This is a genomic window from Methylophaga sp. UBA2496, from assembly GCF_002341635.1.
In the GTDB taxonomy this organism is placed as follows: Bacteria; Pseudomonadota; Gammaproteobacteria; order Nitrosococcales; family Methylophagaceae; genus Methylophaga.
Window position 1 is genome coordinate 43,240 of record NZ_DDOK01000004.1, and the last position, 20,500, is coordinate 63,739.

The window sequence follows — 20,500 nt, forward strand, 5'->3', positions numbered from 1 at the left end:
TTGTAATCAGTTCTTAACATAAGACCTATGGGGTTTAAATTTGAGACTCATTTATTTGTTCTCTGTGAGCATATTGTTCACATCAATGACACTGGCTGCACGGGCTGATGCAATTACGTTAAAAATAATTGATCAGAATCAACAGGCTGTCCCCAACGCCATAATTGAAGTGCTTAGTTCCTCTGAAAGTCATGGTGAACCAGATTCTGTAACCGTCATGGATCAGATAGATAAAACCTTTGTTCCTGAACAGATTATTATTCAGCAGGGAGAGACTGTTGATTTTCCTAACAGTGACAATATCCGTCATCACGTTTACTCATTTTCCAAAGCTAAAACATTTGAACTCAAGCTTTATGCGGATAAACCCGAAAAGCCAATACTCTTTGAAAGCCCCGGCATAGTTGTGGTCGGCTGCAATATTCATGACGCCATGATCGGCTATATTTATGTTGCCCAGCATGAAACGGTTGTTACCTCATCCGAGCAGGGCATCGCCTTTATTAACACAACAGCACCAAAGCCACTGATAAGTATATGGCACCCATATACAACTAATGGTGCCGAAAGCCGGAAAACCGTTGAAATAGATCCGTTAATTCAAAATACTCCGGGAGAATATATTATCCAGCTGGAGTTGACGCCTCCTCCCCCACGCGAGTCATTTGAGGATACATTCGGTGCGGCTGGGCATCACTAAATTACGCACGCAAATTCTGTTATTTGCCCTCTCACTGATACTGGTGTCGACGCTGGTTATTCAGTCGATATCCTGGTGGTCTGCAAATAAGTTTAATCAGCATCAGATACAGCAGAACACCATCAAGGCAGAAAATATTCTGCGTCAATACATACGTTCCAACGAAAACAATCTGGTGAATTCAGCGAGAGTACTGACAGCAGATTTCGGTTTTAAGCAGGCTGTGGCATCCAGTGACAGCGATACAATCGCCAGCGTACTGGCTAATCATGGCGCACGTATTAAAGCTGATTTAATGTTACTGACCGATTTATCAGGTCAGTTGATTTCCAGCAGTCGTTCAAATCATTACGATCAGACCTTACTACGGCAGATAGTGGAAGATCTGATGGAAAAACCGGGTGTCGCACATATTGTGATGCTGAATGATCGAATCTATGAATTAATCCTGTTGCCCGTGATGGCCCCCAGAACAATAGCGTTTAGTCTGCTTGGTTTCGAGTTGAATCAAACCACACTGAATGAACTGAAGCATCTTACCGATCTGGAGATCACCCTGCTTAAAAACGACCAGCCGGTTTATTCCACTCTGGATAGCCTTGATTCTGATGAAGATTTCGCTGCTAAGATGAATGCCATGCAAAGCAGATGGCTTGGGCTGCAAAGACCAACCTTTATCAATTCAGAAGTGTTACCGGCCACCAGTAGCGTAAACCCTGTCAGCATACTGCTAACCACGGATTTAAGACCGATCTATAAGCAATATGATGATCTGGCAAAACAGCTCATGCTCACTGTTTTACTGGTAGTAGTGGCAGCCATTATTATCAGTATGATCATCGCGCACAAACTGACCACACCTTTAGCCCGACTGGTTGAAATTGCTCACCAGTTTGCCAAAGGGAATTACGATGCCTGGCGTGATCCAGGCCGCTCCAGCAGTGAAGTCCGTGATTTAACAGTCGCTTTTCGCCATATGGGGGAAGAGATAAAACAACGTGAACAAGTTGTCACCTGGCAAGCCCGACATGATGTCCTGACCGGTTTATTTAATATTCACACGATGCGCAGCACGCTTACCACGATTATGCGTGACTACAGTCAGTGTATTGTGGTAGCGATGTATATTCAAAATTTCAGGCAAATCAATGATCGACTGGGACCGGAAGTCGCTGATGCTTTTCTCAACGCACTGGCAACTCGCCTTAATCAGTTCAAAACCTCGGGAAATAAAACCAATGCCCGACTGGAAGGTATCGAGTTTTTATCAGTGATCCAGTTAATGCCAGGCCAAAGTCCAAAGCAAATTGTTGAATCTTTACTGGACAGTCTGGCCCAGACTTTTCAGATCAGTAATATCAGTTTGACGGCTCAGTTTTATGCTGGTGTTTGCTGTTATCCTGCGGATGGTACTGACAGCAAAACCATGCTGCGCCGGGTCAGGATTGCAGCGGATCATGCTCGTATCAATCGCACATCCATTCATGTGTATACCCCGGGCGAAGATGAAGAACATCTTGAAGAGTTATCGATTATCGAAGCATTGCAAACTTTACTCAAACAACCCGGCAATAATGAATTATTCTTGAATTTCCAGCCAAAAGTTGAACTCAGCAATGGCAGAATTGACACGGTTGAAACACTGATCCGCTGGCATCGTCCGGGGCTAGGACGCATCGCACCGGATAAATTTATTGGTCTCGCCGAGCAATCTGGTCTGATTGTTGAGCTCAGTCACTGGGTCATCGAGCAAACACTAAAGCAACTGGCCATCTGGCGTGATATGGGGTTACACCTCAAAGCCGCTATCAATGTTTCGGCTGAAGATCTGGCACATCCAGAATTTTGCCGCTTCCTGCATTCCCAATTCGGTTTATACAATATACCGCCAGACTTGGTCACCATTGAGATTACTGAACGCGATATCATGTACGACGAAGCATTAGGTATTGAGGTACTTAAAAGTCTTAAAAAAGCGGGCTATAAAATTGCTGTTGATGACTACGGAATTGGTCAGTCTTCTTTGTCCAAACTGAAAATTCTGCCAGTCGATGAACTGAAACTGGATATGAGTTTCATCAGAAATCTGGATACATCACATACCGATCAGAAAATTGTCTCCTCAACTATTTTTCTGGCACACTCTCTCGGCCTGAAAGTGGTCGCTGAAGGCGTTGAAAACAGCGCCAGTTATGAATTATTAACACAAATGGATTGCGATAGCGTGCAGGGATATTTAATTAGTAAACCACGAGATGCCAATGATCTTGTCGCTTGGTTAGGTGAAAATAATGCCACTTATTCTGTTCCTGCTGACATTAACACTCACTAGTCAGCTCTATGCTGCTGATGGCAAATTAATTGCCACCCCCGGAATTTCCACAATTGAAGGTTCTGCCGGGGGTGGTTTTGTTCCATGGGCACAGTTGGCCGGATATGGCAGCCGTGATGAAATTGCTGCCAACGTATTCTGTAGTGGTGCCAATGTTGATCATTACGACTTGCATGTCTGTGGTGCTCAAGCGTCTTTTTATGATCGCGTTGAATTTTCTGTCGCCAAACAGAAATTTCATGTTGATACCTTAAATCTGAATATCAAGCAACGCGTCCTGGGCATTAAAGCACGACTTTATGGCGATATTGTCTACAGTCGTTTCCCGCAAATCAGTCTGGGCATGCAGCATAAAAAACTTGATGATCCGACTGTGGCGTATCTGTTAGGCGCTGATGAAGATTCCGGTACCGATATCTATCTGTCGGCAAGTAAGCTGCATCTTGGCGCGATAGCTGGTTATAACTGGCTATGGAATATCACTGCCCGCTCCACAGAAGCCAATCAAACTGGATTGTTAGGTTTCGGTAATGCTGGGCGAGATAATCAGCGTGAAGTTTTTTGGGAAGCCTCCACCGCAATATTATTCAGCCGACATTTAGCGTTAGGCGTTGAATACCGTCAAAAACCCGATAATCTGGGTTTAAAAGAAGATGATTGGTCTAATGTCTTTATCGCCTGGTTTCCCAATAAGGTTATCAGCGTAACTGCCGCCTGGCTGGACTTAGGTGAAATCGCCGGAGCAAAAAACCAAAAAGGCCCGTATTTTTCTGTTACAGGTTACTTTTGATGTCATTAAAATATCGATATAGCGTTCTCGTCGCACTTTGTTTGATGATATCAGCTTGTGCCAGCCCCCCAGATACCACGTTATACAAAAAGTTAGGTGGAGAGTCTGGCATTGAGAATATCGTGGAAAACCTGGTGCAGGAGATTGGACAAGACAAACAAATATTTCATTATTTCGCTGAAGCCAGTGTCAGTCGTTTTAAGGAAAACCTGATAGAGCATTTTTGTGCAATCAGCGATGGTCCATGCAAATACACCGGCGATAACATGGTGGATATTCATACCGGTATGAATATCAATGAAAAAGACTTTAACCATATGGTGGATTTATTAATTAATGCCATGGACACTGAAGGCATTCCACACCGTATTCAAAATCAGCTGATTGCCCGACTCGCGCCATTACGCAAAGAAATTATCTATCTTTAATTACACTTCATCTTCAATGGCTGCTTCGACCATTGGAAACTGTGGAACATGCGTAAATATAACCTGATTACGGCCATGATCTTTTGCTTTATATAAAGCCGTATCGGCAGCCTGCAAAATCACATCTATCGGCGGCACGGCCTCCTCCGGCCACAATAAACACACCCCACAACTCATCGTAACCGGAATTAAGTGTGAACCACCGACAATTGGTGCCGAGTCGATAATTGTTCTCAAACGTTCAAAAGATGCCGTTGCTTCATCAGGCTTTAATTGCAAGGCAATTAAAAATTCTTCGCCACCAAACCGCCCCAGCACATCGTAATGACGTAATGTGGTTTTTAAACGGGATGCAAACCGGCGTAGCACCTCATCACCCACGGCATGACCATAGGTATCATTTATTTTTTTGAAGTTATCAATATCACACAGAGCCACACAGTAGATTTTGTCACTGCGCGAGGAACGTATCAGCTCTTCAGAAATACGTTCAATAGCAGCATGTCGATTTAACAGTTTAGTTAAATGGTCATGCGTTGCCCGATAAGTAAGATCCTGATAAAGGCTGGACAATGGATTTGCCAATCGACGGGCCAGCAGTGTACTCAGAATCACTGCCAATAATACGATACAAAATGTTAATGCCAGTAACGAGTAATTTAACCGGTCCAAAACCCGGTAAAAAACTGATAAATCTGCCAGTAAAAACAATTCAATTTGCTGATCCAACGGGCTTTGCAGGAACGACTGCTCCAATAAATATTGCGACCTTTTCCACCATAGATTCGGCGAAGTATCTTTTAGTAAGTATTCTTCAAATTCAGTTTTATCTATGGTTAATGTCGTTAAAAACAACTCCGACTGAGAGGACTGAAAAATAATATCCAGCCCTGTCTTCACCTTTAATGTCTCGAGCAGAGGAATGGTCACTTCAAACGCAATAAACGCCATTGCGATTTGATGAGGCGCTTTTACCGGCAGACTGAACAAACGATATAAACGGTTATTGATCTCTGCAAACTGACCCTGACCAGAAACTTTTTGCAATGCAGACCAATTGAGATTAACCAGTTCCGTTAACGGAAAATTCAGTTCATTCGCTGCAACCAGCTTTCCTTCATTATCAACTAACAGCATCAGGTCAGCCTGGATCCGCTGAGCATGATTCGTGAGCATACTGCTGATTGTCGGCAAATCGTTGGTAGCAAGGGCTTCCCGGAAGCCGAAATCCTGAATTATTATTTCAGTTGAATAACGCAAGCTGGTTTCACGACTATCAATGTATTGATGCAGGAAATGCGAGGCATTGGCAACCTGCTCATGAATCTGCCGTTGATTATGCTGATGAATAAACCAGCCATGACTGAGCTGCATAGTGAAGGCCGTTAATAAAATCAGGCTGGTACAAAGCAGGATCACCCTGGCCTTGATACCATTCATCTATTCAAAGTTTCCAAATGTATTCATCTATAAAAATCTTATTGAGAGATATGGTGACAATAGTGAAACAGGTATCAATTCAGGGTAAACGCCAGACCTTGATTTTCTGCCCGGTTTTAAAACCAAATAAGCGGTTACCACCTACTGCGACAGCAATATGTTGCTTGCCATCAATACTGTAGCTAATAGGCGGCGCATTGACGCCTGCTTCGGTTTTAGCACTCCAGCGTTTGTCCCCGGAATCAGCATCAAAAGCCATAAGTTCACCACTGCCTTCACCGGTAAACACTAAGCCACTGGCGGTACTTAATACCCCACCAATCAATGGATTTTCAGTTTTAACCTGCCAGACAATTTTGCCGTCATCTAAATCAATTGCTGTCAATAAACCGTGTTTTTCCGGGGTGTTTAATGGCGACATTGAAGAGTAACGCACGGCTTCCTTACCCTCTGCCGCCGCTTGTTGATGTAGTTTATATTCCACCGGCCAGTGAATACCGGCAATAAACACCAGGCGTCTGCGGGCATCCACTGATACAGGTGACCAGTTCGCACCGCCCATTACGCCGGGATAAATAATAGTGCCCTCTGCACTGGGCAGTGAAAACATATTTTTCTGCGGGACAAAAGCGTCGCTTTTATAGAGAAACTTACCGTTACGTCTGTCATGCACATAAAACCAGCCGGTTTTTCCTGCCTGACCAATCGCCGGAACAGGCTGTCCTTTAATCGTAATATCAAATAATACCGGTGGACTGGCGACATCATAGCCCCAGCTATCATGCGGCACCTGTTGATAATGCCACCTGTAATCACCACTCTTCGCATCAAGTGCCAGTAATGAGCTGCTGTAGAGATTATCTCCGGGCCTCGAAGAGCCTTCCATTTGTGGCGAAGGATTACCTGTACCAAAATGCAGAATCCCGGTATAGGGATCAATAACCGGAGTACTCCAGGCCGAGGCCCCTCCATAACGCCAGGCATCAGCATGTTCTTTCATCGCCGCTTTTTCTTTGGCAATATCACGAGGTAATTCAATGCCATCAGCCGTTTTGGTAACGAAGTTTCCTTCCCAGTTCTCTGATTTAATGGTGTCAAACTGCCACTTCTGCTCACCGGTATGAATATCATAGCCAGCCATAAAACCACGACGACCAAATTTTCCGGCAATACCCACAACCGTGCCCAAGGGTGAGTCAGAGTCTGTAGCATCCAGATGCAACCCATAACCGACCCCCGTGATGCCGATAATGACAGTATCCTGATAGATCATTGGTGCCATATTAATACCCGCACCTGAGGTCCCTGAAACACTACCAAGCTCAGTATCATCCAGTTTGCTGACATCTTCCCTGATACCCGTGTTTTCCCCTATTACCTGATGATCCCAACGTTTTTTACCGGTTTTAGCGTCCAGAGCGATTAATCTCGCATCAATGGTGCCGGTAAATACCATGCCATTGGCAACGGCCACCCCACGATTAGCCGATCCGCAGCAAATAGGATAATCCTTGTCCAGATCATGCTGATAACGCCATAACTGCTTTCCATTGCCTGCATCCAGTGCGACCACGTCATTGAATGGCAGGGAAACGTACATTACGCCATCCTGGACTACCGGTGTTGCCTGAAAAGTATCGTTGATACCTGTATCAAACTCCCATGCTTCGACCAGGCCCGTCACATTACTTTTATTTATTTGTACCAACTGGCTATGACGCTGGTGCAGATCATTTCCACCATAGACCGGCCATTCATGTTCTGCAGCTAATAACGGAAAGGAAATACCCGCCAGCAACCCTCCCATCCAGATGAAGTCTTTTAAACGCATTTTCTTTTCTCTCTATAATTATTTTTTTGTCATGATAGCAATTAATAACGAACTGATATGCCTCATCATGATTGATGGATCTATTGATCCAGATCAATTCTGTGCCCGTTTACCCTACAGCAAATTATTGCTCCACCTACAATCAAACTATCAATAATTGGTGGATAGAGGTGCGGGATGCATAAAATACTGTTAGTGGGACTGTTCAGCATGCTGAATATATCTCCTGTTATGGCTGATCGTCTGGCAAATGAACCAATCAAACCCATCCAGACATTTATTATTACCGAACCGGATAAAGTTGAACTCGGGAAAAAACTTTTTTTTGATCCCAGACTGTCACGTTCCGGTTTTATTTCCTGCAATTCATGCCACAACCTCAGTATGGGTGGTAGTGATAATCTTCCAACTTCGATTGGACATAATTGGCAGCAAGGCCCGATTAACTCTCCTACCGTACTCAATTCGAGTATGAATCTCGCACAATTCTGGGACGGTCGTGCAGCTGATTTACAGGAACAGGCTGCTGGTCCCATTGCCAATCCCATGGAAATGGCTTTCAGTCACTCTCTGGCCATCGATGTATTGCGTTCGATTCCACAATATGTGGCTGAGTTCAATAAAATTTATGGCAGTGATGACATTACTCTGGACCAAGTCACCAATGCTATTGCCGCCTTTGAAGAAACACTGGTTACCCCCAATTCACGTTTTGATTTGTGGCTTAAAGGTAACGACAATGCGTTAACTGATACGGAAATTGCCGGTTATCAAAAGTTCAAACAAATCGGCTGTGTGGCTTGTCATAATGGTGAAGCCGTAGGAGGCAGTTCATTCCAGAGGATGGGGATCATGGAGCCCTACCAGACCGAAAATCCTGCAGAAGGTCGTATTGCTGTCACCGGAAAAGATGCCGACCGTTTTTCATTTAAAGTGCCCACCTTACGCAACGTCGAGCTGACCTATCCCTACTTCCATGATGGTGCATATTGGAAACTGGAAGATGCTGTGGATGTCATGGCCAGATTACAGTTAGGTCAGGAACTGGAAGAACAGGACATCAAAAATATCACTGCATTTTTGAAAACCCTGACGGGCGATCAGCCGCAATTTGCCATTCCGCAATTGCCGCCTTCCACAGCGAATACCCCCGTTCCAGTCCCTTTTGAAAACTAATACAAAGCCCGGTAGTTAAATCCACTACCGGGCTTTTTAGTATCGCTTAATCTGGCAAATCAGCAATGCTATCTACCACAGCGGCATATAAATCCCGGGTTGATGCTATGGCACCATCCTGAACCAGTTCAGCCGATATAACCTTACCATGTGCAGCCTGCAGTGGGCGTGTGGCCGTGGCACTGGCCACGACCGTCGGTTTATAGCCCAGATTAAAACCACCATGTGCTGTGGAATTGACGCACATATGCGTCATAAAACCGGCCAACACAATATTCTCAATGTTCAATGATTTTAGCCGCTCATCCAGTTCCGTCTGAATAAATGAATTGGGAAAGTTTTTAGTAATAACGTATTCCCCATCTCTGGGGGCAACTTCGTTGGATATCTGTCCCAGCTCTGTCGTTAAATCGTAGGGTGAGCCAACACCGCCATCGTGTTGTATATGAATAACAGGAATATTCAGTGCTCTTGCACGCTCCAGTAACGCTTTAGCCTCAACAATGGCTTTTTCCACCCCGGTCAGCTGCATAACACCGGTTCGATAGGTATTCTGACAATCGATCATAATTAACGCCGAATCACTCAGTTTGGCGGGTTGATGTCCTAAGCCTACGATATCTCTTAACGTTTGTGATGCTTGTGTCATAACAATCCTCTTTGAATGTTTTAATGGGTGCGTTTTTGCAATTTTAGCCAGCTCTGAATAATGATTAATCCATACGATGTTGAAAGCTGACCGCATACGCACCGGGTCTGGCCAGTAAAATCGGGTCCGCTGAAGGCTCTATACCTTCCGGCAAGGCCAAGGGATTGAACATAGTCGCTTTTTCATAAGCTGCAGCATCCGCCATCGCCGCCTCGATCACGATAGTACCTAACTCGACCACCTGACGATCATCTGGCCAGACTACAGTCGCATCGTTTACTTCATCACCGTCCTCAGCGAGTTGCACTGATAAGCGAAACTTAGCAGCTTGCTGTGGTAATCGCTCACGAATCTCATTCATCAGGTAATTTGCGTTTTGTGCTTCGGCATCAGCTTTTTCCAGCGTTTTAACACCATCCAGTGGCATTACTATATAGCGACCATAAACCGACTCACCTTCAGCATTGGTAAATTTAAACGCATTTATGCCGTGATAGGAAAGGTTGGCAAAACTGGCCGGAAATGGCTTGGGATAGTCCACAAAATGTTTGGCTTTGGGGTTATCAGCTAAAAACTGCTGGATAGGTTTGGTTTCAGCATCTGAAGCAGCAGAATCTCTTACTGCCGTGAGCATTTCCAGAAAGGCTTCAGGAGTCGCCACGGGAAAACGTGGCACTGAACTGAGTACCATATCGGTGTATTCCTCGTCTCCCAGATCAATCCGCATCGCCATGCCTTTTGCCAGTCCCTTAGGATCGTTGTCAGCGATATCCGGAAAACCGGTCGCATTGGAAAAACGCACAACTACAGGTGATGGATCCTTTTGTAAATGGGCTGCAAAAGTAATTTGACGTGCGGACTCAGCGGGATGAAACTCACCGGTTAGCACGACACCTTTCGTGTGATTAGAACGTAAACCCTCACGCGGCCCGTTAAATAAATCATGTTGCACATCAACAATTTTTTCGACTGTCGATTTCTCTCTTTCCTCGGCCATAACAGGATTGATAACCATCCCTAGCAACAATGCCAATGGCAAATATTTGAATGTTTTAGTGCCCATTTACGATCTCCTTGTTGTTGTTTGCTTGCTGAATTCTGAAACAAAATCCCAGCTTAAACCTTTATGAGCTTTTTATATGAAATTTAGTTCATGCTGATTTAATCAGAACAGCAACACAAAACGGATTATTTTGTGATGGTTTGCATTTACTAGACGACCGGTCTATTATGGTCAGAAATTTACTAGACGACTGGTCTAATATGACACGCACAGAAACAAAAAAATTGTTAATTCAGGTTGGCACTGAAGTGCTGGGAAGCCATGGTTTTAATCCCACCGGATTAAATACGGTGTTGAAAACGGCTGGTGTACCCAAGGGCTCTTTTTATTATTATTTCGCCAGTAAAGAAGATTTCGGGCTGGCGGTGATTGATGAGTTCGCTTTGGATTATGCCGAAAAAATTGATGCCTTTCTGTCCAATGAAAACGTCCAACCACTACAACGTATTCGTGATTATCTGGAAAACGGTCTGGACACAATCCGCGAAGGAAAATGCAAACGTGGTTGTCTGATTGGCACGCTCGGCCAGGAATTATCCAGCCAGAATGAAACGTTCAGACTCCGCCTTGATCAGGTCTTTGAAGGTTGGAAACAACAATTCATCGTTTGCCTGCAGGCCGCAATTGATTGTGGTGAACTGCCCCGGAATACCAATACAGAACAGTTTGCCGAGTTTCTGTTATCCGGATGGCAAGGTGCCGTTCTTAGCGCCAAAATGCATTCCAGCACCGCTCCGCTTCAAGCATTCATCGATACCTTATTTCAACACGTATTAACAAAACCACAGAATTAATGGAGATTTTTATATGAGCATGAGCAAAGTTGCTCGTTTCCACCAAATGGGTGGACCAGAGGTTTTACAATTGGATGAAATGGATTTGGCGGCTCCGCAAGCCGATGAAGTGCTCGTCAAAGTTAACACCATCGGTCTTAATCGCGCTGAAGTCATGTTTCGTAATGGCCAGTATCTCGAAACACCTCAACTCCCTGCCCGACTGGGTTATGAAGCTTCTGGCATCATCGAACAGGTGGGGCCAAATGTCAGCCAGTTTTCAATCGGCGACAAGGTGAATGTCATCCCGGCTTTTTCAATGAACCAATACGGCACCTATGCTGAAAAAGCTTTGTTGCCGATTCACGCACTGGTCAGGCAACCTGCCAATATTTCCGATGAAGAAGCTGCAGCAGTGTGGATGCAATATCTCACGGCCTGGGGCGCATTAATTGATATCGGTCAGCTAACAGAAGGTCAGACGTTGTTAATTCCGGCCGCATCAAGCAGTGTCGGGCTGGCGGCCATCCAGATAGCCAATCAGGCAGGCGCGATCCCGGTTGCGATTACCCGTTCCGCGGATAAAAAAGAACTATTGCTAAAACATGGCGCCAAACACGTTATTGTCAGTGAATCCCAGCAAATCGCTGAGCAGGTTACGCTGATAACGGGCGGCAAAGGTGCAGATATGGTGTTTGACCCCGTTGCCGGCCCCGCATTGAATGAATTAGCCGATGCCTGTGGCCAATTTGCACAAATTTTCGTTTACGGCGCACTCAGTACAGAAAGCTCCCCGTTCCCGCTGTTTGCTGCGTTAGGAAAAGGACTGACGTTTCGCGGCTATACCCTGTTCGAAATCAGCCAGGATGCCAAACGCTTGCAACGCGGAGTGGAATTTATTGAAAAAGGACTCGCTGCAGGCCATCTAAAACCTATTATTGCCAAGACATTTTCACTGGATGACATTGTTGCTGCGCATCAATACATGGAATCCAATCAACAAGTCGGCAAAATTATTGTCACCACATCGAATATCTGAAATCTTCACAATGGAGGAACACCATGAAGTTTAACCTCAAAACCGTAAGTGCCTTAACCCTTGCCTCGCTTGGTCTAATCAGCACAGGCAGCTTTGCCGGTGCCGCAGATGTCGAAAAAAATCTGCATAAACTCAATGTACCAGAGGGCTTTAAAGTTGAGGTCTATGCCGAAGTGCCCGGTGCCCGCCAAATGGCTCTCGGCCAATCCACCGGAACCGTATTTGTCGGCACCCGCGGCCCCAAAGCCTATGCTGTTGTGGATCGCAATAAGGATCGTAAAGCCGATGAAGTGGTCACGATTCTTGATGATCTTAAAGTCGGCAATGGTGTCGCTATGCACCAGGGAAATCTCTATATTGCCGAACAGAACCGCATTGCCCGTTATGCTGCACCCGGCTTTGACCTGACCTTGCCATTCAAGGAAATGCGTGAAGTCATATATGAAGAGCTGCCTGACAAAGCCCATCATGGCTGGCGTTATATTGACTTTGGGCCTGATGGTAAGCTTTATGTCACCGTTGGTGCACCCTGCAATATCTGTGATGTCGAAGGTTTCGAGGCCACCATTATCCGGATGAATGCAGATGGCAGTGATGCCGAGATCTATGCAGAAGGCATTCGTAACTCAGTTGGCATGGATTTCCAGCCGGACACTGGCGTGTTGTATTTCACCGATAACAATACCGATATGATGGGTGATGATATCCCGCCAGGTGAACTGAATGCCGCTCCCGAAAAAGGCATGCACTTTGGCTTCCCATATTATGCCGGTGGTAAAGAACGCCACGAAGACTGGGCAGACAAAACTCCGCCGAAAGATGTCACCTTTCCGGTAGCCGAGTTTCAAGCCCATACAGCCGCATTGGGCATGAAGTTTTATACCGGCAACATGTTCCCGGAGGACTTTAAAGGCGATGTCATTATTGCCCAGCATGGTTCCTGGAACCGTACCGAGCCAGTGGGTTATGAATTGGTTCGTGTAACCTTTGATGATAATAATCAGGTCAGTGGTCACGAAACTTTTATTGATGGCTGGTTAATCGATGGTGAAGCCTGGGGACGCCCGACAGACGTGCTGCAGTTACCCGATGGTTCAGTGCTGGTTTCAGATGATTTTAATGGCGTGATTTACCGTGTCAGTTACGGTGAAGAAACTGTCTCAGCCAGCACCGCAACCTCAGCTCATTCGAGCAAAACAGTGGAAGGACTGGTGATGCCCGAATCGGCTATCGCACATCCGGATGGCCGGGTATTTGTTACCGAAATCGGCGAATTTGGTAAACCAGGCGATGGCAAAGTCACTGTTGTAAATACCGATGGCAGCACTGAAACACTGGTTGATGGTCTTAATGATCCTAAAGGTATCGACCTGTTTAACAACACGCTGTTTGTCGCCGATGTGGATCAACTGGTGAAAATCAGTCTCGACGGTCAGCACGAGATAATGGTGAAAGCCGATGGCTTCCCCGGCAAACCCGTGTTCCTGAATGATGTTGAAATAGATGGTCATGGCAATATCTATGTATCTGATAGTGGTGACGATGACGGCAAAGATGCTGGTATTTATCAAATTTCAGCCGAAGGTGAGGTCAGCGAAATCATTAATGCCAAATCCGGTATTAAACGGCCTAATGGTCTGCTGATGGATGGCTATAACAAAATGCTGGTAGCCGACTTTGGTACCGGTGACTTATTCCAGCTGGATATCGCCAACGGCAAAGCCACTAAAGTAAACAGCGGCTTCGGCGGGGCGGATGGCCTGGTCAGGGATACCAATGGTGTCCTGTATATCAGTGACTGGGCAGGTGGCCAGGTGTGGCAATTGGCTGACCCCAAAGCGACACCCCAACTTATCACTGATGAATATGAATCTGCAGCAGATATCGCCTTATCAGCAGATGGCAAACATATTCTGATGCCCGATATGAAAGCTGGAAAATTGTATTTCCTGCCGATTAAGTAAATTTAATCAAAGCAATCAAAAAGCCGGGATGATTCCCGGCTTTTTTGTATCTCGGCTGATAAAGATTGGTCAGCTTGAATTCCAGCTTTAAGGCTGATTTGATTAGCCCACTAAAAGATAAAGCAATATCAGATTAAACAGCACACTTAAAATAGTGAGCGTTTGCCAGAATCGCAGCGGATGACGTTCAATCAACGGGACATATTCATCTTGTAAAAATACCGGGTTAGGTTTTGTCAGATCTGTTTGCAGCTCGGATAAAACTTCATAGCGTCTTTGCGGATTTAGCTGAACGGATTTTTGAATGGCTTTATCCACCCATACCGGGATCTCTGCTTGCAGCTGTGTTAACGGTTGATAGTTCAGTCGACTGAGATGCTGACGATTAATGGCTTTTTCAAAATGCTTGCCATAAGGTAGTTGGCCACTGAGCAGATTATAAAGAATTGATCCCAGGGCAAACTGATCGGCCTGTACTCCGGCCTGTTCACCCAACAGATATTCGGGTGCCGTATATTCCCGGGTTCCCAGTAATTTTTTGCGTTCAATCGGCGAAGCCACATCGGCAATTCCGGCGATGCGGGTGGAGCCAAAATCAATGATTTTTACCACACCTTCATCACTCAGCATAATATTGCCGGGTTTGAGATCCTGGTGCAGCATATCCAGTCGATGGAAGGCTCTGATTCCGGAAATTAGTTGCGGTAGCAGTTGCCTGACTTCACCGAGACTTAGCGGTCCTTCATCATCCAGTTTCTGTTGCAGGGTTTTGCCAGCGATATATTCCATTACGTAATATAAAAAACGCCGTGGACGCGGCTGTTCAACAATTCTCACCACATGCGGGTTATCAATTCGACGGCCGATCCATTCTTCAAGCTGAAAACGCTCCAGATACGCCGGATCATCCTCGAAATTGACGGATGGGGTTTTTAACACCACTTTCTGATTGGTTTCGGTATCAATGGCCAGATACAACTGACTGGTCGAACTGGCATGCAATTCACGCAATACCCGATAACCATCGAGGATGACACCTTCATACAATTCGGGAGGAAACGGTAACGCCGTTAACCTGGCATAGACTTCATCCGGTTTGGGATCAGCCAAGGCATCAATGCAAAACAGCTGACAACTGACATTGTCCTGGCCGCCATTTTGTAACGCGAGTTCACATAACATTTTGGCAGATTGTTCAGGATCTTCGGTTGCGCTCAACTGCTGTTTGATGACACTGTCAGCAACAAATTCATAAACGCCATCAGTCATCAAAACAAACACATCGCCTTGCTCGACACTGAGATGTTTGTAATCAATTTCCAGCGCGTAATCAACACCCAGCGCACGCCCCAAATATTCTTTACCTTCATCAAGTTTGATGCGGTGATCCTGCGTCAGTTGTTCCAGCGTATTGTTGCGAAACAGATAGATTCGGGCATCACCGACATGGAACAGATGTGCAGTCACCGATTTGATGATCACCGCAGAAAATGTGGTCGCAAAGCCCCGTGACATTTCCCGAAACTGATGGCTCTGCCCGCACAACCAGACATTAATCGCCGTTAAGACCTTACCGCCTGACTGCTTGACCGACCAGGTATCCGGCGTACTGAAATAATCGGCAATGAATCCGGTTATTGCGGCATGACTGGCCTCACGTGCCTGCTCACTGCTGCTGATGCCATCGGCAATCGCGCAGATGGCCCCTTTGCTCTCCAGCAGTAAGGCATTCTCCGGGGCATAAAAACCAATCGCATCCTGATTTTCAGCTTTTACGCCAGCCTGAGAATATTGCCCACAACGGACTTTCAGCATGAGCTTATCCCGTTATTAATGCACATCAATCATTTGCACGGTGCCATCCGGTAACACTTCTGCCATCTGGCCGCGCGGCTCATCCATAAACTGCACCACAATTAAGGTGACTAAGGCCGTGGCCGCAATGACCCAGAAAAATAACTGAGCAGATACTACCGACAATACCGTCAAAAACAGCAATGCACCGACATTACCATAAGCACCCGCCATACCGGCAATTTGTCCGGTCAAACGACGTTGTACTAAAGGTACAACGGCAAATACCGCCCCCTCACCTGCCTGTACAAAGAACGAACAGCACATGGTCGCCAATACGGCCAACACAATAAACCATTCCGGCGTTATCAGACCCATCACAAAATAACCGACGGCCAGCCCTGCCAGACAAATGGTCAACGTCAGTTTACGCCCCAATTTATCACTGAAATAACCACCGGTAGGTCGTGACACCAGATTCATAAAGGCAAAACCAGAGGCCAGCAAACCTGCCTGCACTACAGTGATATTAAAGGTTTCGCTGAAAAATAACGGTAACATTGATACGACCGCCAGTTCAGAGCCAAACGTTGCCAGATACGCCAGATTCAGCACTGCCACCTGTTTGAACTTATAACGGTGAATCTCTGGAACAGGCGTGTGAAATATGGATTTGTTGACCTGATAGATATGATAAAGCTGATAGAGAAACAGTAACACCAGTCCACCATAGATCAACATGGTCACCGACTCAGTCAGTAATGAAACCCCGTTTGGTGACAGTTTCCAGGCTAACAACCCCAGCGCGCCATACATCGGAATGGTCATCAGAATTAACAGCAGAAAATCCCCTTTACTGGTGACCTCCATCGCCCCGGATTTTTTCGGTTTGAAATAGGTTGAACCTTTGGGTGTATCTGACACACTGTTGTAATAGATAAACGCATAAACCAATGCGATAAAACCGGTCAAAGCCACGGCATAGCGCCAGCCTTCATCACCACCAAATATCAATGCGATGGTCGGCAGACTCATTGCCGCCGCTGCAGAACCGAAGTTACCCCAGCCACCATAAATGCCCTCTGCCAGACCGACCTGTTTGGCAGGAAACCATTCTGAAATCATCCGGATACCGATAACAAAACCGGCGCCGACAAAACCCAACATAAAACGTGCCAGCGCCATTTGCTCAAAGCTGTCGGCTATCGCAAAAAAGAAACACAACATGCTGGAAATACCCAGCAGTAATGAATACATGATTTTGGGGCCATATTTATCGACCAGCATGCCCACCACAATCCGGGCGGGAATAGTCAGAGCAACATTGAGGATTAATAAGGTTTTAATTTGCTGGTCGGTGAGGCCAAGCGTTTCTTTAATCGAAACCAGTAGCGGTGCATGGTTAAACCAGACCACAAAACTGATAAAAAAGGCCATCCAGCTAAGATGTAAGATGCGGCTGTTACCGCTGAAGGATAAAAATTTTAAATTTGAGGCAGACATCGAGTTCTCACTTCAGAACGTTTGACCAACATTGGTGAGCGACTTAAGCGGGAATTATGCCAACTTCTAAGTTATTGATTTTATAGTTATCCAAGCAGTTAAAAAGGTATCCAATGCACCTGTTTAAATCAAACTGACTGAACGCGCACCATAGCTGTGCAGACCATCAGGCAACAAAAGCTACAGCATTTTTGCCGGATTGTTTGACGCGATACATAGCCTCATCAGCGGCCTTTAACAAGGCATCTATGTTTTCACCATCTTCCGGATAGCGGGCAATTCCAATGCTGGCGCCTATCTGACAAGGGCAGTTATCGATCAGTATTTTTTCGGAAAGCGCTGCTATGATTTTATCGCCAACGGTTTGCAAATGCTGATTCTGCGCCACATCACTCAGCAACACCACAAACTCATCTCCGCCAATTCGAAATACCGTATCCGATGCGCGTAAGCGCTGATTTATCCGCTGCGCGACTTCAACCAGCAACGCATCACCGACATGATGCCCGCAAATATCATTCACTGATTTAAAATTATCCAGATCAATAAACATCATGGCCAACGAGCTGCTTTTACGCTGTGCCTGCAAAATGGCCTGCTCTGCCATTAAACTGAACTGTGCCCGATTAGCCAGTCCGGTCAGACTATCTTTATGGGCCATCTCAGTCAGCGCCAGTTCCAGTTGTTTACGTTCGGTGATGTCACGAATATCCGCACTTAGCTCAATCGTACGGCCATCTTCGCTACGATTAAGCTGCAACAGCATTTCGGCATCAATTAACGCATTATCAGCCCGAATCAGTTGCACTTCACAGCGGTTATAAGGCAAGGGGCGAAACTTTTTGGCAAGCAGTAGCAAATGTGAAATACGCGAGGCCGATTCCTGACTAAATAACCGGTGATAAGGATGGCCCAGATAATAACTTTCATCGCGTTGTAAAAGTAACTTCACCGACGCACTGATAAAGGTAATACGGCTGGTCGCGGAGTTAATGCCGATAACAATATCTGAGCTTTTTTCCATCAATTTGCTGAAATACTGTTCCCGGCGTATCAAGCGGTTAATGGCCATGGCAAATGACAGCAGAATCAGGATAACAATAATGGTCTGCAGACCTCGCAGCAGATAAGTCTGGCGTTTGGCAGCCGTTTCCAGCTGGTTGGTCAGTTTATTCATTAACGCCAGCAATTGCAGATTATCCGCCACCATCGCATTAACCAGTTCCTCCAACGCTGATTCGCTGAGCTGCATTTGTTGAATCGAACGATACAGTGGTTCCCACAATGCCAGTGATTGCATCAGCGTTTTTTGAATAACGGTTTCGTTGAATTGTTTGACCCGAATCGGCCGGCTGTCAGCGCTAAGCGTTTCACCACCATAGCGCATGGCTGTTAAGGTCTGGTCAAACAACTCCATGGCATCCATCAGCTCCTGATGTGCCGCTTGCGTATCTATTCCCTGTTTCTGCTGATAATGCATCAGTAAAAGGGACTTGGTCATTTTCTGTGACAACATGCGTTGTCTGCCGGCAATATTGATATTGATTGATGAGGCTTCAAGCTGAGCAGAAAGGCCGTAGTTCATTGCCAGCAGGGTAATATCAAAAAACGCTACTAAACCAAGTGGCAGTAAAAAAAAGCGGTATTTTTTGATGACCTCCAGCATTCCCCCCTCCCCCTGTTTTCCCCGGCTCATTAAGCCACCACTTGTTGACCGAATTAATCGTCCTGCCAATCCAGATCACAGCAGAACACGTACAGTTTGTTATGCACCACGACCGTTTGAGAGACGGTTATGCACATTCTTGAGTCAGCAACCGACAGATATGGACGGCTGACCTGCATTTCACCGGGATGCTCAATCGCGCGGAAGTGATAGTGTTTGTGGGACCAATTGGCATTATCACCAGACAGCAAAGGGGTAAAACGAGCGTCCATTTTCTGTTGATAATGTGGGGAATAAACATTACGTGCCATCTGAAAACCAACTTCGTCCAACAGATAACATCGTACGGCGCGTTTTTCCTTAAATAGAATATGGGTGCTGGTATCAAACGCATTGGTAATGGAAAACTCACTGACCGCCTGACGGAAGAGTGTCTCTATTTTTTTGAAATCCTGATTCATCTGGTGGCTGTTTTTAAAGCGCTGGCGTTGCTGTATTTTCAATAAATGATCAATGTCTTCAGCAAACTTGAGGTTTGGCGTAATACGCTGCTGTGGTTTGGCAAAATAAAAGCCCTGGATCATATCGGCATTTGCTGCGATGGCGACTAACGCTTCCCGCTCGGTTTCCACCCCCTCGATTACCACAAGACTACCCGCTTCATGGATCAGCGAGACAACACCGGTCAGAATACGCTCGACCCGGCTGGAAGTGCCGGCGCCACGAATCATGCTGCGATCTATTTTGACAATATCCGGTTCCAGCTCCCATATACGATCAAAATTGGAATGCCCGGCACCAAAATCATCAATGGCTATCAGACAGCCAAGCTGACGGAAGTGGCGAATCAGACTGCGTAAGTATTGCCGGTCATCAATTTCACTTTCCAGAATTTCGATAACCACCCGTTGTGGTGCGATACCAGTCTGTTCAAATAACGCATTCATAAAGCCGGCATCCGGCCGTTCTGACACAAGGCATTGTGAATTCAGATTTAAAAACAACCAGGCTTCACCATTCGGTTGCCGGGCAAAATTATGCATATGCAGCCGGCGGCAGAGACGATCCAGGGATAGGTTTTCCACGCCGTTTTGGGGGATAGCCAGTAACTCCAGAGGCGTTTGTGGCTGTTTTTGCGGGTCAACCGCTCTAATCAGGCCTTCATAGCCGACCGGTCGACGATGTGAGATGCTGAAAATAGGCTGAAAATGACTGCTCAACGTTAAATGGTGAAAATCAGCCGTCACATACAGACTGGTTTGTTCAGCATCATGCAACTGCTGCATAGGCATACCTTTATTCATGGATTGGAATACAACTGTGTTTAACAACATATATAGCGGCCATTTCAC

At 45.9% G+C, this 20,500-nt stretch carries 16 protein-coding genes; 8 read left to right on the forward strand and 8 right to left on the reverse strand.

Translation table 11 applies throughout. The features are described 5' to 3' along the window. The first annotated feature begins 85 nt into the window (after positions 1-85). The 4 genes from B2W60_RS03410 to B2W60_RS03425 are packed head-to-tail and all read left to right on the forward strand — an operon-like array spanning position 86 to position 4,250. A complete protein-coding gene (locus B2W60_RS03410) occupies positions 86-700 on the forward strand; it encodes a methylamine utilization protein (protein ID WP_292362616.1) in 615 nt (204 codons plus the stop codon). Next, on the forward strand, positions 681-3,032 hold the full coding sequence (locus B2W60_RS03415) for a GGDEF domain-containing protein (protein ID WP_292362614.1): 2,352 nt from the start codon (positions 681-683) through the stop codon (positions 3,030-3,032). The genes B2W60_RS03410 and B2W60_RS03415 overlap by 20 nt, the downstream gene beginning before the upstream one ends. After that, complete coding sequence (locus tag B2W60_RS03420; RefSeq protein ID WP_292362613.1) at positions 2,992-3,822, forward strand: DUF3034 family protein; 831 nt, start codon at positions 2,992-2,994, stop codon at positions 3,820-3,822. Before B2W60_RS03415 ends, B2W60_RS03420 begins: the two co-directional genes overlap by 41 nt. Then, positions 3,822-4,250 carry a group I truncated hemoglobin gene (locus tag B2W60_RS03425; protein ID WP_292362612.1) on the forward strand — a complete coding sequence of 143 codons (429 nt, stop codon included), beginning with the start codon at positions 3,822-3,824 and terminating at the stop codon, positions 4,248-4,250. Before B2W60_RS03420 ends, B2W60_RS03425 begins: the two co-directional genes overlap by 1 nt. Here the strand turns inward: B2W60_RS03425 and B2W60_RS03430 are convergent, their stop codons facing one another. Beyond that, a complete protein-coding gene (locus tag B2W60_RS03430) occupies positions 4,251-5,690 on the reverse strand; it encodes a sensor domain-containing diguanylate cyclase (RefSeq protein ID WP_292362611.1) in 1,440 nt (479 codons plus the stop codon). It abuts the gene before it with no gap. A gap of 79 nt (positions 5,691-5,769) precedes the next feature. Then, positions 5,770-7,521 carry a pyrroloquinoline quinone-dependent dehydrogenase gene (locus tag B2W60_RS03435; protein WP_292362610.1) on the reverse strand — a complete coding sequence of 584 codons (1,752 nt, stop codon included), beginning with the start codon at positions 7,519-7,521 and terminating at the stop codon, positions 5,770-5,772. Positions 7,522-7,698: 177 nt separating this feature from the next. Between B2W60_RS03435 and B2W60_RS03440 the strand changes: the two genes are divergently transcribed. Then, on the forward strand, positions 7,699-8,697 hold the full coding sequence (locus tag B2W60_RS03440) for a cytochrome-c peroxidase (RefSeq protein ID WP_292362609.1): 999 nt from the start codon (positions 7,699-7,701) through the stop codon (positions 8,695-8,697). Between the two features lie 46 nt (positions 8,698-8,743). Here B2W60_RS03440 and B2W60_RS03445 read toward each other — a convergent pair whose 3' ends face one another. Continuing rightward, positions 8,744-9,346 (reverse strand): cysteine hydrolase family protein, encoded by a 603-nt coding sequence (locus B2W60_RS03445; RefSeq protein WP_292362608.1) that lies wholly within the window; start codon positions 9,344-9,346, stop codon positions 8,744-8,746. 64 nt (positions 9,347-9,410) lie between these two features. Then, positions 9,411-10,409, reverse strand: coding sequence for a catalase family peroxidase (locus B2W60_RS03450; protein ID WP_292362607.1), 999 nt, complete (start codon positions 10,407-10,409; stop codon positions 9,411-9,413). Between the two features lie 200 nt (positions 10,410-10,609). Between B2W60_RS03450 and B2W60_RS03455 the strand changes: the two genes are divergently transcribed. Genes B2W60_RS03455 through B2W60_RS03465 form a run of 3 tightly spaced genes read left to right on the forward strand, consistent with a single transcriptional unit; the run spans position 10,610 to position 14,185 of the window. After that, positions 10,610-11,203 carry a TetR/AcrR family transcriptional regulator gene (locus tag B2W60_RS03455; RefSeq protein WP_292362606.1) on the forward strand — a complete coding sequence of 198 codons (594 nt, stop codon included), beginning with the start codon at positions 10,610-10,612 and terminating at the stop codon, positions 11,201-11,203. Between the two features lie 13 nt (positions 11,204-11,216). After that, positions 11,217-12,221, forward strand: a complete 1,005-nt coding sequence (locus B2W60_RS03460; protein ID WP_292362605.1) for a zinc-dependent alcohol dehydrogenase family protein — start codon at positions 11,217-11,219, stop codon at positions 12,219-12,221. A gap of 23 nt (positions 12,222-12,244) precedes the next feature. Continuing rightward, complete coding sequence (locus tag B2W60_RS03465) at positions 12,245-14,185, forward strand: PQQ-dependent sugar dehydrogenase (protein ID WP_292362603.1); 1,941 nt, start codon at positions 12,245-12,247, stop codon at positions 14,183-14,185. A 102-nt stretch (positions 14,186-14,287) separates the two neighbouring features. On the opposite strand, the gene B2W60_RS03470 is transcribed toward B2W60_RS03465, so the two are convergent. The 4 genes from B2W60_RS03470 to B2W60_RS03485 form a co-directional block, all read right to left on the reverse strand. Then, positions 14,288-16,000: a bifunctional protein-serine/threonine kinase/phosphatase gene (locus tag B2W60_RS03470; protein ID WP_292362602.1), complete on the reverse strand. Its 1,713-nt coding sequence runs from the start codon at positions 15,998-16,000 to the stop codon at positions 14,288-14,290. Positions 16,001-16,015: 15 nt separating this feature from the next. Then, positions 16,016-17,482 carry a NarK family nitrate/nitrite MFS transporter gene (locus B2W60_RS03475; RefSeq protein WP_292362601.1) on the reverse strand — a complete coding sequence of 489 codons (1,467 nt, stop codon included), beginning with the start codon at positions 17,480-17,482 and terminating at the stop codon, positions 16,016-16,018. 166 nt (positions 17,483-17,648) lie between these two features. Then, positions 17,649-19,178: a diguanylate cyclase domain-containing protein gene (locus B2W60_RS03480; RefSeq protein ID WP_292363231.1), complete on the reverse strand. Its 1,530-nt coding sequence runs from the start codon at positions 19,176-19,178 to the stop codon at positions 17,649-17,651. A 23-nt stretch (positions 19,179-19,201) separates the two neighbouring features. After that, on the reverse strand, positions 19,202-20,482 hold the full coding sequence (locus B2W60_RS03485) for an EAL domain-containing protein (RefSeq protein ID WP_292362599.1): 1,281 nt from the start codon (positions 20,480-20,482) through the stop codon (positions 19,202-19,204). Positions 20,483-20,500 lie beyond the last annotated feature (18 nt).

What these genes read in the sequence shown, in the direction of transcription:
- B2W60_RS03410 (WP_292362616.1), top strand. Translation starts at nt 86, where the DNA reads ATGACACTGGCTGCACGGGCTGATGCAATTACGTTAAAAATAATTGAT.
- B2W60_RS03420 (WP_292362613.1), top strand. Translation starts at nt 2,992, where the DNA reads ATGCCACTTATTCTGTTCCTGCTGACATTAACACTCACTAGTCAGCTC.
- B2W60_RS03425 (WP_292362612.1), top strand. Translation starts at nt 3,822, where the DNA reads ATGTCATTAAAATATCGATATAGCGTTCTCGTCGCACTTTGTTTGATG.
- B2W60_RS03430 (WP_292362611.1), bottom strand. Translation starts at nt 5,690, where the DNA reads ATGAATGGTATCAAGGCCAGGGTGATCCTGCTTTGTACCAGCCTGATT.
- B2W60_RS03435 (WP_292362610.1), bottom strand. Translation starts at nt 7,521, where the DNA reads ATGCGTTTAAAAGACTTCATCTGGATGGGAGGGTTGCTGGCGGGTATT.
- B2W60_RS03440 (WP_292362609.1), top strand. Translation starts at nt 7,699, where the DNA reads ATGCATAAAATACTGTTAGTGGGACTGTTCAGCATGCTGAATATATCT.
- B2W60_RS03445 (WP_292362608.1), bottom strand. Translation starts at nt 9,346, where the DNA reads ATGACACAAGCATCACAAACGTTAAGAGATATCGTAGGCTTAGGACAT.
- B2W60_RS03450 (WP_292362607.1), bottom strand. Translation starts at nt 10,409, where the DNA reads ATGGGCACTAAAACATTCAAATATTTGCCATTGGCATTGTTGCTAGGG.
- B2W60_RS03455 (WP_292362606.1), top strand. Translation starts at nt 10,610, where the DNA reads ATGACACGCACAGAAACAAAAAAATTGTTAATTCAGGTTGGCACTGAA.
- B2W60_RS03460 (WP_292362605.1), top strand. Translation starts at nt 11,217, where the DNA reads ATGAGCATGAGCAAAGTTGCTCGTTTCCACCAAATGGGTGGACCAGAG.
- B2W60_RS03465 (WP_292362603.1), top strand. Translation starts at nt 12,245, where the DNA reads ATGAAGTTTAACCTCAAAACCGTAAGTGCCTTAACCCTTGCCTCGCTT.
- B2W60_RS03470 (WP_292362602.1), bottom strand. Translation starts at nt 16,000, where the DNA reads ATGCTGAAAGTCCGTTGTGGGCAATATTCTCAGGCTGGCGTAAAAGCT.
- B2W60_RS03475 (WP_292362601.1), bottom strand. Translation starts at nt 17,482, where the DNA reads ATGTCTGCCTCAAATTTAAAATTTTTATCCTTCAGCGGTAACAGCCGC.
- B2W60_RS03480 (WP_292363231.1), bottom strand. Translation starts at nt 19,178, where the DNA reads ATGAGCCGGGGAAAACAGGGGGAGGGGGGAATGCTGGAGGTCATCAAA.
- B2W60_RS03485 (WP_292362599.1), bottom strand. Translation starts at nt 20,482, where the DNA reads ATGTTGTTAAACACAGTTGTATTCCAATCCATGAATAAAGGTATGCCT.